This is a genomic window from Cognataquiflexum rubidum (assembly GCF_022538115.1).
In the GTDB taxonomy this organism is placed as follows: domain Bacteria; phylum Bacteroidota; class Bacteroidia; order Cytophagales; family Cyclobacteriaceae; genus Cognataquiflexum; species Cognataquiflexum rubidum.
In genome coordinates, this window is record NZ_JAKZAL010000002.1 from 458,535 (window position 1) to 474,682 (window position 16,148).

Consider the following 16,148-nt stretch of genomic DNA (forward strand, 5'->3'; position numbering starts at 1 on the left):
GACTTAATCCATAAAATATCGTTGTGCTTTAAATCATACTATTAAATGACTTTGATCATGTTTTAATGAGATTCATATCCTCAAATTTGAGTCATTAAACAAACACAACTGATTATGAAAAACAGCATGAAGAAGATATCAACGATACTGGTTTTTATCCTGATATCAACAATTTCGGCCCTTCAGGCACAAACCAAGTACACACTTTCCCCTTCACCAAACTTACAGATAGACGGAGGTTCGTCCCTGCATGACTGGACCATGACCACTAGCACAGCCAAAGGGGAAGCCCTGCTGGTAGTAGAAGGTAACCAATTGAAAAGTGTGAAAAGCGCAACCGTATCAGCACAAGCCGAAAGTTTAAAAAGTGGAACTAGAGGCTTAGACAACAATGCTTACAAGGCACTGGACACAAGTAAGAACAAGGAAATTAGATTCACCTTGAAGGAAATCACAGGCAGCGGAAGCAGCTTTCAGGCAAAAGGAGATTTTACGATCGCCGGTGTCACAAAGACAGCTTCTTTTCCCCTGAAGGTTACCCAAAGTGGAAACAAATTCACCTTTGAAGGAAGTTTCGATACCAAATTGACCAACTTCTCCATCACGCCTCCAACAGCCTTGATGGGAACAGTAAAAACCAGAGACGAAGTAAAAATATCATTTAAAACAACATTTCAACCTATCAACTAAAAATCCTAATATCATGAAAAAGAATTTTATTGCTACGCTTGCATTTGTGGTGCTATCCTTATCCACTTATGCCCAAGGACTACAGAGAGACTTACAATTCTGGAGACCATATGACCAAAGAGGTATTAACATCTTCGAAACCGGAAAAAACGATTCCGTAGCCTTTGAAGGAATGAAAGTCCGAATTGGTGGCCATTTCACCCAACAATGGCAAAGCCTAAGTCACACAAACACTGCCAGCCCGGTATTGAATGCTAATAACGTGAATTTAAATCAACTTATTGAAATCGGTTCAGGTACCAACCTTGCCACTGCCAACCTTAACATCGACGTGGCCTTGGCAGATGGTTTGAGATTGAACATGATTGCTTACCTGTCTTCTAGACACCACCCTGAAACATGGGTTAAAGGTGGATACTTGCAGGTGGACAAGTTGACCTTCTTGAATGTAGGCAACACTGATTGGTTTGACAAATACCTGACTCTCCGTGTCGGTCACATGCAGATCAACTATGGCGATGCGCAATTCAGAAGAACTGACAACGGTAACGCTATTTACAATCCATTTGTAGGAAACTATATCATGGATGCCTTTACCACAGAAGTTGGTGGAGAGTTGTTCTTCCAATCCAACGGTTGGTTAGCTTTGGCTGCCATCACAGGTGGTGAAATCCAAGGTGGTGTTACCAGACCGAATGATAGAAAGCCTTCTTTTATCGGTAAATTCGGATATGATAAACAACTTTCTGATGATTTGAGAGTGAGATTGACAGGCTCTATCTATACCACTTCAGGTTCAGCGAGAAATACATTGTGGGGTGGTGACCGTGCAGGTTCAAGATACTACTTGGTTATGGAAAACACCTTGGCAACTACTGCTGCTAACTTCACATCTGGAAGATTTAACCCAGGTCAGACAAATAATATCACTGCCTTTGTGGTCAACCCATTCATCAAGTTCCAAGGTTTGGAGTTCTTTGGTAACTTCGAGCAATCAACAGGTAGAGCTGCAAATGAAACTGTAGACAGAACATGGAATCAACTTGGATTGGACTTGGTCTATAGATTTGGCAGAAGCGAAAAATACTACGTGGCTGGCCGATACAATGAAGTCAATGGTCCTTTGGCAGGTTCAGGTTTGGAAGTCAACATGGACAGGATTCAAATAGGCGGTGGCTGGTTTGTAACCAAAAACATCCTTGCAAAACTTGAATATGTAAGCCAGAACTATGCAGGTTTTGCTGCTACAGATATCAGAAATGGTGGTAGATTCAACGGCATCATGATTGAAGGTGTCATAGGATTCTAATATTAAATAAACATGATGCGTATCCTTCTAGCCCTAATTTTGATTCTTCTGAATCCTGAAAAAAAAGAGAGAGAGGTAATAGTCACCAAAAAAATGATCACAGTAAGTGGTCAGACCTCGATCGGTGGATTCAGTTGCGATTATTCAAAAGCAGGCTTGAAGGATACGTTATTTATTGACTTTGAAGGACCGACAAAGGAAATGGTTTTTGACATCCCGGTTCATGATTTTTCATGTGGTAATTTTTTACTGAATAGAGATTTCAGAAACACCGTCAAATCAGACAAGTTCCCCACTGCCAAGGTCAAAGTACAAAACCTCAAGTCCAATTACGGACATTATACCTGCGACCTTTCAGTCACTTTGGTGGGTAAAAAACTTGATTTTCCATCCTTGGTTTTAAAGAGGGTATCCGAAGGACTTCGTGCCAATCTGGTCCTTAGTTTTGATGACCTTGATTTGGAAGCACCCAAAAAAATGGGTGGAATGATTAAAGTAGAAGAAAGACTTTCCTTGGAATTTACCTTGGGTTTTTGATTTGCCTTTCTCTTTGCAAGCTTTTGATTTGAATTATGGGAAGTAAAAAGAGGTTTTTTTCATCAATTCTCTCAAGTGCAAGCTGAAATTATAATTTCATCAGAGTAATTGTTACTCCTACAAATTTCATGGGATGGATAAGGCCCACCATATCGGGAGCAAGGTCTTCAAAACTTCTTTTCAGCCTAGGAATTGATTCCCCTATTTGAAAGAAATTTGATCCTGCCCGCAATACCTTGCAAGGTTTTTGCTCTTTATATTTCCCAACTGATTTTGTATGGTCATACCATTCAGGAAGGTTGTCCGGAGAAATGAACCCTCGAACACCAATAACCGAAGACTTTGCTGAGAGGAAGGTTCATTGTTTATATTCAGATTGGTAGAAATGGATTAAATTTAGATTCCCAAAACCGGTAAGTATGAATGTGACGTTTTTCTTTTTGCTTTTTAATCTATTTGTTGCTTTCGAGGTTTCCGAAACTTATGTGATAAAGGAGAAGAGGATTTCTGTCAAAGGAAAAACTTCTTTGGGCGGATTTAATTGCCGGTATGTAGAAAAAGGATTGAACCTATCATTAATAATGCATCCCCAAAATGGAATGCCTGACCTTGACCTTAATGTAATCGTGGAAAATTTCGGTTGCGGAAATTTTATACTTAACAAGGATTTTCGCAAGACCATCAAGGCAAAAGAATACCCGACCGCCAAAGTCAGGGTCACCAATTGGGTGAGGAAAAATGGAAAATTTTATTGCAACATGTTTGTAACTTTGGCAGGCAAGCAGCTTACATTTAGAGACCTTGAATTGGTAAGGGTCAAAGAAGGTGTCAAAGCAAATGTCGATATCCAATTTTCCCAATTGGGATTATCCCCGCCTAGCAAGATGGGTGGAATGGTCAAAGTTGATGAAAACCTTGATCTTGAAATAGTTTTGGCTTACTCAGTTCTTTAGATTTCTACCTAATTTATATCGACAAAAGCTGGATTAGAGCTTTGTCTACTTTTTCAAAATCAAATTTACTGATTGACTTTTCCATTTTTGTTTTGATTTCGGCAGTACATAAGTTCCCGATACTTCCTTCATGGGTATGTGCTACTTTGTTTTGGTCCGGATGAAAATCTCCTTTTTCAATGTCCAATCCGACTTTTTTGTAAGCATCCCGGAAAGGCATTCCATTCAAAACCAAATCGTTGACTACTTCCACGCTGAAGGCATGCTTGAAAAATGGATCCGCGAGGATGTTTTCTTTTACTTTGATTTCATTGAGCATAAAAGTGGTCATTCGGATACAATCCAATAAGGTCTCAATTCCAGGAAATATTGCTTCCTTCAATAATTGGAGGTCCCGGTGATAGCCCGTCGTTGTATTGGTCAGCATCAAAGTGATGGTGTTTGGGATTCCCTGTAGTTGATTGGTTTTGGCCCGTATCAATTCAAATACATCCGGATTCTTTTTATGTGGCATGATGCTGCTTCCGGTAGTCAGGTCATCAGGAAATGTGATGAACCCAAAGTGCTGGTTCATAAAAATACAGACATCCGCTGCCAGTTTGTTCAATGTTCCGGATATGCCGGCAATGGCAAAAGAAATTGTTTTTTCTGTTTTTCCACGGCTGTTCTGGGCATTGATGACATTGTGGTGAAGGTCTTCAAAGCCCAACAAAAGGGTTGTCAAAGTCCTGTCCAAGGGAAATGAAGAACCATAGCCTGCAGCCGAGCCAAGCGGGTTTTTATTAGAAAGTTTGTAAGCTGCATGCAACAAATCCAAGTCTTCTGCGAGGCCTTCGGCAAAAGAACCAAACCAAAGCCCGAAGGAAGATGGCATCGCCAATTGGGTATGTGTATACCCCGGCATCAGGTCATTCTTGTGTTTTTCAGATAGATGGATCAATAAACCAAAAAGTTCTTCAGTCTCTTCGACGATTTCTCTGATCGCGGCCCTGTAATACAACTTCAGGTCTACCAAGACCTGGTCATTTCTGGAACGGCCGCTGTGTAGTTTTTTCCCCACATCACCATACCGGTGAGTCAACAGAAATTCCACTTGGGAATGCACGTCTTCCACGCCTATCTCGATTTTGAATTGGCCTTTTTCTATTTCCAAGTAAATTTCTTTCAATCCTGTCTTGAGCAAAATCAGGTCATCAGCATCCAAAAGACCGATTTTTTCCAACATGATAGCATGTGCCATCGATCCCAAAACATCAAATGGGGCCAAGATTGCATCAAATTCAGGATCTCTGCCGATGGTAAATTTTTCAACTTCAATTTTTGATCCTGTATTTTTTTGCCAGAGTTTCATGGTTGGATATTGAGTTAATGGTTAATGGTTATTGAGTTATTGGTTATTGAAATATGAGTCCGGTCGAAGATAATTGGTCCACAGTCCATAGTCGATAGTCCACTGCTGCTTCATTGGATATTCAAACCTTGTCTTATTCGGTGAATGGTAATTTGGGTTATGGTTATTGAATTAAAGTAGAAATAGAATTGAAATAAGGTAGAAATAGTACTCGAGTAATTTTAGGGTAAGTGAAAGTATTTTTCAAGTAAAGCAATGTATCCTTGGATGCCTTCTTGGATTTCTTTTAGGTAAATAAACTCATCAGCAGTATGGGAACGGGCAGAGTCGCCGGGTCCGATTTTGACTGAGGGATAGGGAATCAGTGCTTGGTCAGAAAGTGTAGGACTGCCGTAGGATTCCAAACCCAATGTTTTCGCGACTTCAAGGATTTTATGTCCTTCAGGTACTTTTGAGGAATTCAGCCTAAGTGATCGCGGGGTCAATTCTGCATGAAGAATATTTTTCAGTTCAGCAAATGCCTCCTCCAAAGTATAACTATCCGTGACCCGTACGTCGAGGGTGTAGGTACAGATATCCGGAATGACATTATGTTGAGAACCTGCCTGAATGAGGGTGGCGGTCACCTTGGTTTTTCCCAAGTAGGGAGAGATTTTTTCGAATTGGAAATCCCGGATTTTATTCAAGTCATCCAAGGCTTTGTAAATCGCATTTTCTCCTTCTTCCCTTGCTGCGTGCCCTGCTTTTCCTTTTAAAATAGCGTCAATGACGAGCAGTCCTTTTTCTGCCACCGCCATTTGCATCAAAGTCGGTTCTCCGACGATGGCTAGTTCCAATTCCGGAAGTTCGTTCAATATACTTTCTATACCGTTTTTCCCGGAAATTTCTTCCTCAGCTGTGGCCGCCAAGATCAGGTTATAGGGGATTTCTTTTTCAAAGAAATAACAAAAGACCCCAATCAAACTTACCAAACATCCGCCTGCATCATTACTTCCCAATCCGTAAATCCGGCCATCTTCTATGATTGCTTTGTAAGGATCTTTGGTATAACCTGCGTTTGGCTTGACTGTATCGTGATGGGAATTTAGAAGGATGCTAGGCTTTTTAGAATCAAAATGCCTGTTATAAGCCCAAATGTTATTTCCTTTTCTTTGGGTTTTGATGTTTTTCTTTTCAAAAAAAGCGGCAATAAGGTCTCCGGTTTTTTCCTCCTCCTTACTCAAAGATGGTGTCTCTATCAATGAAGCCAACAAAGAGGTGGCTTCTTCAAAAAGGGATTGAAACTGGAGACCGGAGTGGTTCATTTTGAAATAAAATATTCACCTGACCAAGGGTCAGTATAAGTCGTATCTGTATTTTTCTATGGTGGTGCCTGATAGTTTTCCTTTTGAAGCCAAAAGCAGGTTTTCTGCTTTTCCGATCCAAACAAAGTTGACTCCCTTGTTCAAGGCGGCGAAGGCATTGTCCAATTTTGGGATCATGCCGGAGTGGATCACATTTTCCTTTTTGAGCTCAGCGTAGATTTCTTCGTTGATCATAGGGATGATCGAGTTGTCGTTTTGTTCATCGATCAAGACACCTGATTTATTGAAGCAATAATAGAGGTTGACTTTATGGTTTTTGGACAGGTTAGTGGCGAGTTCTGAAGCTATGCTGTCGGCGTTGGTATTGAGCAATTGGCCTTTCTTGTCATGGGTAATGGCACAAACCACCGGAATAATATCTTTTTCAAGGAGCATTTGGATCAGGTCCACATTGACTTCCTTGATATCCCCCACAAATCCGTAATCGATCGTTTTGATAGGTCTTTTTTCTGATCTGATCAGGTTGCCGTCAGCCCCTGTCATCCCTAGGGCATTTTGTTTCAGTCCTTGGAGTTTGGAGACAATCTGCTTGTTGATCAGACCTGCATATACCATGGTGACGATATCTAAGGTCTCTTTGTCAGTGATGCGTCTTCCGTCGACCATTTCAGGCATGACACCCATGCTTTCCCCAAACTTGGTTGCCATGATACCTCCTCCATGTACAAGTATTTTCTTTCCCGGAAACCTTGAAAAAAGGAAGAGGAATTCTTCCAGTTTTGCGGGGAAGTCAATGACATTCCCTCCGATTTTGATGATGCTGATATTCATGGTTGAATAGGTTTGGTATTTAGGAGTTTCCCACAAAAGGTAAAGTCAAAATCACTTTTGATCCAAAATATGGCTGATGACAGATTGTGCCGCGAAAATTCTGTTATGGGCCTGCTGCATGACGAGGCTTCTTGGTCCGTCCAGTATTTCATCTGATAATTCAAGGTTTCTCCTTACAGGAAGACAATGCATGACTTTGGCGTTTTTGGCATGTTTGAAGTGCTTCTCAGTCAGCATCCAAGAACTGTCGGTACTTAGGATTTTCCCGTAGTCATTGAAGCCTGACCAATTTTTGACATACACAAAATCGGCACCTTCCAGAGCTTCCTTTTGATTCAAGACTATTTTGGCACCTGCCGTAAACTTTTCGTCCAAGTCATAGCCCAGTGGGTGGGTAATGGTCAGGTCATGCCCGCATCCTAAGGCCCATTCTGCAAATGAATTGGCGACAGCATGAGGAATGGCTTTGATATGTGGTGCCCATGTAAGGACTACCTTTGGTTTTTTCTCCTGATTCCGCTGTTCATGAATGGTCACCATATCCGCCAGACTTTGCAGTGGATGTCTGATGGCGGACTCCAAGCTGATAACAGGAATGCCCGAATATTTGATAAATTGGTTAAAGACAAAGTCTTCCAAATCCTCCTGCTTGTTTGTCAGGGAAGGAAAAGCCCTAATCGCAAGAATATCAAAGTAGGATCCCAATACGCCTGCAGCATCCCTGATGTGCTCCACAGTACCTTTGTTCATAGTGGCACCTTCTCTCATTTCCAATGCCCAACCTTCTTTGTCCATGTTCATCACGATGGCCTCCATTCCCAATTGCTGTGCCGCAATCTGCGTACTCGCTCTGGTTCTGAGGGATGGATTTAAGAAAATGCAACCGATTCTTTTTCTTTGACCTTTTGCCTGATCGATCCAAGGATTGCTTTTGTAATAAAGGGCCTTTTGGATCAACTTTTCTGCGGTGGCTTTGTCGTCAAATTTGGTGAAGTGCATCATTTCGTTAGGGTTAAGTCCCAAATTCATGGAGGATAAGGGACTTTATTATGAAATTAATCCAATATTTTTTTCAGACTATCGATAAACGAAGATAGCTCATTGATTCCAATATTTAAAGGTGGAAGCAAACGAATGGTCTGTTTTCCTGCTGAACTGCCTGTGAATATTTTGTATTTGGTGACCAATTCAGAACGAACAGGTGCAGCGTCTCTATCTAGGTCAACACCGATCATCAAGCCTTTGCCTCTGACTTCGGTGACCCCCGGGATTTCATTCAGTTCAGCGATCAGGTATTCCCCCATTTTCTCGGCATGTGTCATCAGTTTTTCTGATTCAATCACTTCCAATACAGCCAATCCTGCGGCACAGGCAAGGTGATTTCCACCAAAAGTGGTCCCTAGAAGTCCATAGGAGGCTTTGAAATCAGGATGGATCAATACTCCCCCGATCGGATAGCCATTACCCATTCCTTTGGCCATGGTAATCAGGTCGGGGACTAATCCTTCTACCCACTGGTGGGCAAAGAATTTCCCTGTCCTTCCATAACCTGACTGCACCTCATCTAGAATTAATTTAGCGCCGTATTCTTTCGCGAGTTTGGATAATGTCAACAAAAATTCCGGTGAAGGAACCTGAATTCCACCCACGCCTTGGATGCCTTCGATGATAATACCGGCAATGTTTCCTGCTTTAAGTTGGGTTTCAACAGCCTCACTATTTCCCCAAGGAAGGATATAAGCATCGCCTCTTTGGTTGGAAGGGGCTATGATTTTTGGATTGTCAGTCAATACCACAGCGCCGGAAGTCCTGCCGTGGAATGCACCTGAAAATGAAATAAAGCCGGATTTTCCTGTGGAGAAGGAGGCTAATTTCAAAGCATTTTCGTTGGCTTCTGCTCCTGAATTGCACAGGAAAAGATTGAAATCAGGGTAACCTGACATTTCCCCTAATTTTTTGGCAAGCTGCTGTTGAATAGGAATGTGAACAGAATTGGAATAAAAAGTAATCTTGTCCAATTGGTCTTTTATTCTTTGGTTGAAATGGGGATGGCTGTGTCCGATAGATATTACAGCGTGGCCGCCATAGAGATCGGTGTATTCATCTCCTTTTTCATCCCAAAGTTTGGATCCCAGGGCTTTGACGGGAGTGACATTGATTAAAGGATATACGTCAAATAGGTTCATGGCTGATAGGTTAGAAAGCGATACTTTTTAAATTCAGTCCGGTAGTCTCTTCAAGTCCAAATGCAATGTTGAAATTTTGGACTGCCTGACCGGATGCACCTTTCAGAAGGTTGTCAATCGCCGAATAGATGACCAATTGGCCATTTTCTTTTTGTAAATGAAGGATGCATTTGTTAGTATTGACCGCCTGCTTCATGTCGATGTCCTGATCCGAAACATGCGTGAATGGAGCATCCTGATAGAAATCTTTGTACACCTTTATAGCATCATCCAAATCTCCTTCGAAAGGAAAGTAAGCGGTAATCCAGATTCCACGGGAGAAATTGCCTCTATAAGGCACGAACAACAAGTCCTGCTTGAATACAGGATTCAATTGTCCGAAAGTCTGTTTGATTTCTTTGAGGTGCTGATGGGTGAACAATTTGTAAACAGACATATTCCCTGTTCTATAGCTGAAATGGCTTGTTTCAGCTAATTTTTTACCTGCACCTGTGCTACCTGTTATTCCTGAGATCTGTATGGTGTCTTTTACCCAACCTTTTGCGATAGCAGGAGCCAATGCCAACTGGATGCCTGTCGCAAAGCAGCCTGGGTTGGCGATTTTCTTGGCGTTCTTGATTTTTGTTTTATTTACTTCCGGTAGGCCATAAACAAAACCATTGCTTTCGTCCCTGAAATCCGTGCTCAGGTCAATGATCACGGTGTTTGGTGAAAATGGATGGTTTTCCAAAAATCCTTTGGTTTCCCCGTGGGGAAGTCCCAAAAAAACAGCTTCTATACCTTCTGTTTCAACTTTATCGGTGAAAACCAGTTCGGTGTCACCGATCAGGTCAGGATGGACTTCGGTTACTTTTTTGCCTTTTTGGCTATTGCTGTGGACATACACCAACTCGCAGGCAGGATGGTAGACCAAAAGACGAAGCAATTCCCCTCCGGTGTATCCTGCTGCGCCGATGATTGCTGTTTTAATCTTCTTCATGGTGGTTGACTTGATGGAAGATGGCGGTTTGGTTTCCAAGGATTCTGGTAAATCCTTTGACATCTTCTCCGGTGTAGCCTTTGTTCATTTCTCCATAGCTGCCAAACTTGGAAGCCATCAGGTCATGGGATGATTCAATTCCCACCAATTGGAAGCGATAGGGGTGAAGGATCACTTTTACGCTTCCGGAGACAAATTCCTGGGTACTTTCCAAGAATGCTTCCATGTTTCTCATCACAGGATCGAGGTAATGGCCTTCATGGAGATGGTTGCCGTAGAATTCAGAAAGCTGGTTTTTCCAGAATGTCTGCCATTTGGTCAAGGTATGTTTTTCAAGAAGCTGATGGCTTTTGATGATGATGATTGGGGCTGCAGCCTCAAAACCCACCCTTCCTTTGATGCCAATGATCGTATCACCTACGTGGATATCTCTTCCTATGCCATATGGTGCGGCCAATTCCTGTACTTTCAGGATGGCATCCACAGGATTTGAATAAGCCTGCCCATTTACTGATTTGATTTCCCCTTTTTCAAAACCGATGACGACTTCTTCTGAACCGGATTTACTGACCTGGGTAGGCCAAGCTTCTTCCGGTAATGTTTGGTTGGAGGTCAAGGTTTCTTTGCCCCCGACGGATGTTCCCCAAATTCCCTTGTTGATGGAATATTTGGCTTTTTCAAAATTCATCGAAACGCCATGTTTTTTGAGGTAGGTGATTTCCTCCTCCCTGCTGAGTTTGAGGTCACGTATAGGGGTAATGATTTCAATATCAGGAACGATGGTCTGGAAGATCATGTCAAAACGTACCTGGTCATTTCCTGCGCCGGTACTTCCATGGGCAACGGATTTTGCTCCGATTTTTTTGGCATATTCCGCAAGTGTTTTAGCTTGAAGAATTCGCTCTGCACTTACCGATAGGGGATAGGTTGCATTTTTCAACACATTCCCAAATACCAAATATTTCAGTACTTCCTCATAGTAGGTTTTGGTCACATCCAATACCGTGAAGGACGCTACACCGAGTCCGTTTGCACGGGCCTCAATTTCCTGAAGTTCTGAACCTGAAAATCCACCCGTATTGATCAATACGGCATGCACTTCATAACCCAAATCCTTGGTAAGGTGAAGGGCACAAAAAGTAGTGTCCAATCCTCCGCTGTACGCTAATACTGTTTTTTTCATTGCTGATGTCTTTTGTTCAAGCCAATGCAATCAGGCTTAATAGGTTTAAAATAGATTGAAGGTTTTGTCCTTGGTTTTTTTGAGGTTGAGCATGACGTATTTTTTGAGTCTTGTCCATCTCTCAAACAACTTCAGGTTTTTCTTAAAATCAGTTCGTAATGCCACCTCTTCCACCTTTGATTTTTTGGATGGGTCATAAAGCATGGCTGTGCACAGGCAGTTTTGTCTGTTTTTGCTTTTGAGTATTTCTACATTGACGCAGCTGTTGCAGCCCTTCCAAAATTCTTCGTCATCCGTGAGGTCGGAATAGGAAACAGGAATGTATCCAAGGCTGGAGTTGATTTTCATGACCGCGGCACCTGTAGTCAATCCGAAGATTTTTGAATCCGGGAATTTGGTACGGCTGAGTTTGAATATTTCATTTTTGATTTGGGTAGCCAAACCATATTTCCTGAACTCCGGAGAAACAATCAGACCGGAGTTGGCGACAAATTTGCCATGTCCCCATGCCTCGATATAGCAAAATCCCGCCCAAATGCCTTCTTTGGTCAAAGCGATGACAGCTTTGCCTTCCTGCATTTTGGTTTTGATGTATTCAGGTGAACGTTTTGCAATACCTGTACCACGTGCTTTGGCTGATTCTTCCATTTCTGTGGTGATGGTCTCAGCGTAAAGGATGTCCTTTTCAGTGGCGGGTCTGATAATAAATGAAGGAATGTTTTCCATTTTGTCCAATTGGGAATAAATGAATTTTGGCGTTTAAGCCGGATTAGAAATAGGAAGGAATTAAACGTGCTGTTGTAGGTCGTCCACGTAGGACACCAAAAGTTAGGCCAGGGAGGTCACCCTGAAGCTGTTCCTAAACCTCCTCAAAGGAGTGAAAAATGGCATAGCAACACCGGACAAAAACAGAGTCTTTGTTTCGGTTAAGTTAAATGCTATGAGATTTAGGTTTGACATGCTTTTGAAAACGTGTGCAAATGTTAAAAGGTTTGAAACAAGATGCAAGTAATAATTTCAGTTATTTCATTTTACCTCCATAAACTTACACCGATGGTTAAAAACCAAGGGAATATTTGGTGTATTGGTAAAAAAAGGGGTGTCTTGTTACCGTAAACCAATTTCTTGTTGGTCTACGGTAACGTGATTATATATTGAGCTGATTGGGTATGACTGTTTAAAACCTTTAGGATTTGGCCATTTCCTTCAAAGCATTGACAAAGACATCTAATTCTTCTGTCGAAGTGTAGACGTTTGGAGTGATTCTGCATCCCACAACGCCGGCGTAATTGATGCCTACGGTGTAGATTTTGTATTTGTCCATCAGGGTTTTTGCCATTTCATTTGGATCCATACCTTCAATACCTACATTGGCTATTCCACAGGAACGTGTTGGATCTGCTGGTGTGTTGACTTTGATTTTTGGGACATTTCTGACCTTGTCACTCCAATAAAGCTGTAGGAAGCGCAATCTTTCCTCTTTTCTTTCAGCACCGATTTTTTCGAAATAGTCCAATGCGTTATTGACGGCGAGGTCGGTGGCGACAGGATGTGTTCCGATGTGGTTGAGGTTTTTGATATTGGCATGGTCGAGTTCGTAAGGTGCCAAAAGGGGCCAAATGTTTTTGATTCTATCTTTTTTGACATAAAGCAATCCTGCACCCAAAGGAACACTCAGCCATTTGTGGAGGCTGCAGGCGTAATAATCACAGTGGAGGTCGGGGATTTTGAAATCAAAATGGGCAATACAGTGTGCACCGTCCAACATGACTTCCACTCCGTGACGGTGTGCCATGTCGCAGATTTTCCTGACAGGGAGGATCTGTCCCGTGATGTTGATCATGTGGCTGACCATCATCAGTTTGGTGTTTGGGGTGATGGCGTCTTCGTAGATTTTGACTATCTCCTCGTCGGATTTTGGATGGTTTGGGATGGAGACGATTTTATTGGTGATGCCATGCCTTCTGGAAGCGAGGATAAACATGTTTTGGATGCTTCCATAATCCTGTTCGGCAAATATAGCTTCATCGCCTTTTTGCCAAGGATATCCTGAGATGATGATGTCAAGGGATTCTGTGGCATTGCGTGTGATGGCCACCTCATCCGGACTTCCTCCAAAAGCCGCTGCCAACCTTGCTGCTGCTTTGTCTTTATTCTCCCATTGTACTGTACGGAAATACCAAGAACCTTGGTAATTGATCTCCCTGATGTGGTTGATGTAATTTTCGAGGGTTTCGGTGGGAATAAAGCAGTAATAACCGTTTTCGAGGTTGATATATTCCGGCTTGAGCTTGTATCCGTCCCTGATCTTTTTCCAAAAATCTTCATCCTTGGCCAAGTCTACAGGAGCGATATGGGCATAGGCGTCAATGGTCTTGGAGAAGGCTTGAAACGAGGCAGAGGAGGCTATGCCGGTCAAAGCCATGTTTTTTAGGAAATTCCGCTTGTTCATGGTGGTTAAATTTAGAACAAAATGAGAAAAAATTTTTAAACCAACAATATGTTTAATATATTTGTCAACAAAATAAAAGTCAACAAGATGAGTACATTGGCACAAGTCCTTTTGGAAAAAAGAAATGAAAAGGGAATTGTAGTGAGGAATCTGGCTTTTCAGACAGGGATTGATCCGGCACTGATTTCTAAATATGAAAAAGGGAATAGGTTGCCGACTGAAGATAATTTAAAGGTGCTTGCTGAGGTGCTTCAGATCCCATTTGAGGAGGCGAGAAAGATGTGGCTGGCGGAGAAGGTTTATAATTTGTTGGCCTATGAAGAAAATGCAGGGGAGATTTTGGCTTTGGCTGAGTCTAGGGTTGCTTATCTTTCAGGGCAGCAGTCTTTGACCATGCAGGAATTGAGTGCGTCTATCCAAGACAAGCTTAAGCAGATCGATGATTTGAAATCAAAATGGCAATCCTTGAGGCCTTTGAATCATACCCAATTGCAAAAGATGCAGGAATTTTTCAATGTGGCCTATACCTTCGAAAGCAATAGGATCGAAGGAAACACACTCACCTTGCAGGAGACACACCTTGTGGTCAATGAAGGGATTACCATCGGAGGGAAATCCATGAGAGAGCATCTCGAGGCGATCAATCATGCAGAGGCGATTTCCTATATCGAGCAATTGGTGCAGGACCAAATGGAATTCAGTCCAAGGGTTTTAATGGAATTGCATTATCTGATTTTGAAGGGGATTGACAGGAATAATGCCGGGAAATACCGGTCGGTGCCGGTGAGGATTTCCGGGAGTGCCCATGTGCCGCCTCAGCCTTTTTTGTTGGAAAAGATGATGGAAGAATATTTCATTCATTATGACAAGCATAAGAAGCGGTTGCATCCGGTGATTTTGGCTGCAGAAATGCACGAAAGGCTGGTCAGTATCCATCCGTTTATTGATGGTAACGGAAGGAGTAGCAGGCTGGTGATGAACCTTGTTTTGCTCCGGCGGGGATATACCATCGCCAATCTCAAGGGAGATCTTACTTCAAGGCTGGCATATTATAAGGCTTTGGAGGCTGTTCAGGTAGATAACAATCCCGAAGTTTTTTATCATATGGTAGCGGATGCTGTCAAGGATTCTCTCGAAAGGCATTTGGAGCTGGTTTAATGAATGAAGAATTGGAAATTAAGAATGAAAAATGAAGGATGTTTAAATAAACAGTAGCAAAAGCAAAAGGATGGCCAACAGGATCGCGATCCATTGGTAAAGGGCACTCTTTTTAGGGAAATGATAGTCGCAGATGGGGCAGAACTCCGCTTTGGAATCTATGTCCATGGCACAGGAAGGACATTCTTTTGTCTTTGGTTTTGGAACCATATCATTTTAAAATGGATTTATGAAAGAAGTAAAATTATCTGAATTATGAAAATAGAAATCTGGTCGGACATCATGTGTCCATTTTGTTATATAGGAAAAAGAAGGCTGGAATCTGCCTTGGCGGATTTTGAATATGCAGACCAAATCCAAATCGAGTGGAAAAGCTTTCTCCTCAATCCTGATATGGTGACGGATCCTTCGAAAAGTACGCTGGACTATTTGTCAGAAACCAAAGGTTGGAGCAAGGCACAAACCCTCCAAGTTACCCAACAGGTGGTGGAAATGGCCAAAGGAGAAGGATTGACTTATCATATGGATAAAACTGTAGTGGCAAATGCGATGAACGCACATCGTCTCTTACAGCTTGCCAAGACTATGGGTAAAGGTGGTGAAATGAAAGAATGGTTGTTGAAGGCATATTTCACCGAAGGTGCCAATATTGATGACAAAGCCACTTTAATTAGATTGGCGAATGAAGTAGGCTTGAATGAGCAAAGAGTTGGTCAATGTCTGGATTCCGATGAGTTTGCCGAAAAGGTAGAGCAGGATATTTATGAATCAAGACAGATTGGTGTAAGGGGGGTTCCTTTTTTTGTTTTGGACCGGAAATATGGGATTTCAGGCGCCCAACCAAAGGAAGCTTTTGATCAAACTATCAACAAGGCCTGGGAGGATTTTATGAAGACTAATCCTATCCTTCAGGTGGTAGAAAGCAAGGATGGAAGTAGCTGTGATTTGGAAGGGAATTGTGAATGAGAAAATGGTCAATAGTCCATAGTCGATAGACCACAGCCTCATAAATTTTGATCTCAAGCCATATTTCTTCAGAGAACTTTGAAGGCCTTCTATATTGATTTTTTAAAATGTTTTTGAACGATTAGTGTTGATGAAAAGGGAATCAATCTGATTCCCTTTATTTTTTTTCTGACTATTCGGTATTTTGCACGTAAGGATAAATTGAAGCAATAATCAATCTGTCGAATAGCTTTTCTCCGAAATATCTTC

General features: G+C 42.0%; 16 protein-coding genes. 6 read left to right on the forward strand and 10 right to left on the reverse strand.

The features are described from left to right. Positions 1–126 precede the first annotated feature (126 nt). The 4 genes from MMU05_RS04200 to MMU05_RS04215 all read left to right on the forward strand — a co-directional run bounded on the left by MMU05_RS04200 (position 127) and on the right by MMU05_RS04215 (position 3,489). Positions 127–690: a YceI family protein gene (locus tag MMU05_RS04200; protein WP_241140416.1), complete on the forward strand. Its 564-nt coding sequence runs from the start codon at positions 127–129 to the stop codon at positions 688–690. Positions 691–703: 13 nt separating this feature from the next. After that, the gene (locus MMU05_RS04205) at positions 704–1,999 is read left to right on the forward strand and encodes a hypothetical protein (RefSeq protein WP_241140417.1); all 1,296 of its coding nucleotides are present in this window, start codon (positions 704–706) and stop codon (positions 1,997–1,999) included. A gap of 12 nt (positions 2,000–2,011) precedes the next feature. After that, a complete protein-coding gene (locus MMU05_RS04210) occupies positions 2,012–2,536 on the forward strand; it encodes a hypothetical protein (protein ID WP_241140418.1) in 525 nt (174 codons plus the stop codon). A gap of 419 nt (positions 2,537–2,955) precedes the next feature. Further along, positions 2,956–3,489, forward strand: a complete 534-nt coding sequence (locus MMU05_RS04215; RefSeq protein ID WP_241140419.1) for a hypothetical protein — start codon at positions 2,956–2,958, stop codon at positions 3,487–3,489. A 13-nt stretch (positions 3,490–3,502) separates the two neighbouring features. Here the strand turns inward: MMU05_RS04215 and argH are convergent, their stop codons facing one another. The 9 genes from argH to MMU05_RS04260 all read right to left on the reverse strand — a co-directional run bounded on the left by argH (position 3,503) and on the right by MMU05_RS04260 (position 13,775). Continuing rightward, complete coding sequence (gene argH, locus MMU05_RS04220) at positions 3,503–4,840, reverse strand: argininosuccinate lyase (protein WP_241140420.1); 1,338 nt, start codon at positions 4,838–4,840, stop codon at positions 3,503–3,505. 221 nt (positions 4,841–5,061) lie between these two features. Then, entirely contained in the window at positions 5,062–6,144 is a 1,083-nt protein-coding gene (locus tag MMU05_RS04225; protein ID WP_241140421.1) for a M20 family metallo-hydrolase, read from the reverse strand. 30 nt (positions 6,145–6,174) lie between these two features. Beyond that, positions 6,175–6,975, reverse strand: a complete 801-nt coding sequence (gene argB / locus MMU05_RS04230; protein WP_241140422.1) for an acetylglutamate kinase — start codon at positions 6,973–6,975, stop codon at positions 6,175–6,177. 51 nt (positions 6,976–7,026) lie between these two features. Further along, positions 7,027–7,977 (reverse strand): Rossmann-fold NAD(P)-binding domain-containing protein, encoded by a 951-nt coding sequence (locus MMU05_RS04235; RefSeq protein ID WP_241140423.1) that lies wholly within the window; start codon positions 7,975–7,977, stop codon positions 7,027–7,029. A gap of 53 nt (positions 7,978–8,030) precedes the next feature. After that, positions 8,031–9,161 (reverse strand): aspartate aminotransferase family protein, encoded by a 1,131-nt coding sequence (locus MMU05_RS04240; RefSeq protein ID WP_241140424.1) that lies wholly within the window; start codon positions 9,159–9,161, stop codon positions 8,031–8,033. A 10-nt stretch (positions 9,162–9,171) separates the two neighbouring features. Further along, complete coding sequence (gene argC / locus MMU05_RS04245) at positions 9,172–10,140, reverse strand: N-acetyl-gamma-glutamyl-phosphate reductase (RefSeq protein WP_241140425.1); 969 nt, start codon at positions 10,138–10,140, stop codon at positions 9,172–9,174. Continuing rightward, on the reverse strand, positions 10,127–11,323 hold the full coding sequence (locus MMU05_RS04250) for an argininosuccinate synthase (protein WP_241140426.1): 1,197 nt from the start codon (positions 11,321–11,323) through the stop codon (positions 10,127–10,129). Before MMU05_RS04250 ends, argC begins: the two co-directional genes overlap by 14 nt. 45 nt (positions 11,324–11,368) lie before the next feature. Further along, positions 11,369–12,049 (reverse strand): GNAT family N-acetyltransferase, encoded by a 681-nt coding sequence (locus MMU05_RS04255; protein ID WP_241140427.1) that lies wholly within the window; start codon positions 12,047–12,049, stop codon positions 11,369–11,371. Positions 12,050–12,509: 460 nt separating this feature from the next. Continuing rightward, positions 12,510–13,775 carry an aminotransferase class V-fold PLP-dependent enzyme gene (locus MMU05_RS04260; RefSeq protein WP_241140428.1) on the reverse strand — a complete coding sequence of 422 codons (1,266 nt, stop codon included), beginning with the start codon at positions 13,773–13,775 and terminating at the stop codon, positions 12,510–12,512. 48 nt (positions 13,776–13,823) lie between these two features. Between MMU05_RS04260 and MMU05_RS04265 the strand changes: the two genes are divergently transcribed. After that, entirely contained in the window at positions 13,824–14,933 is a 1,110-nt protein-coding gene (locus tag MMU05_RS04265; protein WP_241140429.1) for a Fic family protein, read from the forward strand. 42 nt (positions 14,934–14,975) lie between these two features. Here the strand turns inward: MMU05_RS04265 and MMU05_RS04270 are convergent, their stop codons facing one another. Continuing rightward, the gene (locus tag MMU05_RS04270; protein ID WP_241140430.1) at positions 14,976–15,143 is read right to left on the reverse strand and encodes a hypothetical protein; all 168 of its coding nucleotides are present in this window, start codon (positions 15,141–15,143) and stop codon (positions 14,976–14,978) included. 45 nt (positions 15,144–15,188) lie between these two features. Between MMU05_RS04270 and MMU05_RS04275 the strand changes: the two genes are divergently transcribed. Further along, positions 15,189–15,899, forward strand: coding sequence for a DsbA family oxidoreductase (locus MMU05_RS04275; RefSeq protein ID WP_241140431.1), 711 nt, complete (start codon positions 15,189–15,191; stop codon positions 15,897–15,899). Positions 15,900–16,148: the final 249 nt, after the last annotated feature.